Below are 300 nucleotides of genomic sequence, written 5' to 3'. Positions count from 1 at the left end.
CCGCCGGCCAGGTCGCCTGGCGGAGCAAGCCGAGCTGGTACGTGCTGGCTACGAAGGACCACACCGTGCATCCCGAGCTCCAGCGCTGGGTTTCGAAGCGCATGGGAGCGACCGTCACCGAGGTGGCGAGCAGCCATGTGCCGATGCTCTCCCAGCCCACCGTCGTCATCGATGCAATCCGAAAGGCTGTGGCCGCTGTTCAAAACTGCTGAGAATGGCCCAGCCGTCCGATGGATTTGATGAGACCGCTGCAGGGCGGTCTCTCTTGCCTCGTCCGAAGCGTCATTATTGGCTGGACGT

General features: G+C 63.3%; 1 protein-coding gene. It reads left to right on the top strand.

Annotated features, from left to right (window positions below):
* Positions 1-212 (top strand): alpha/beta fold hydrolase (locus EN818_RS31835; RefSeq protein ID WP_135906745.1); only part of this gene is annotated, 212 nt, incomplete at its 5' end.
* Positions 213-300: the final 88 nt, after the last annotated feature.

The organism is Mesorhizobium sp. M3A.F.Ca.ET.175.01.1.1, assembly GCF_004791945.1.
Classification (GTDB): domain Bacteria; phylum Pseudomonadota; class Alphaproteobacteria; order Rhizobiales; family Rhizobiaceae; genus Mesorhizobium.
The sequence above is the reverse complement of the archived record's forward strand: the minus strand, read 5'-3'. Positions and strand labels throughout refer to the sequence as shown.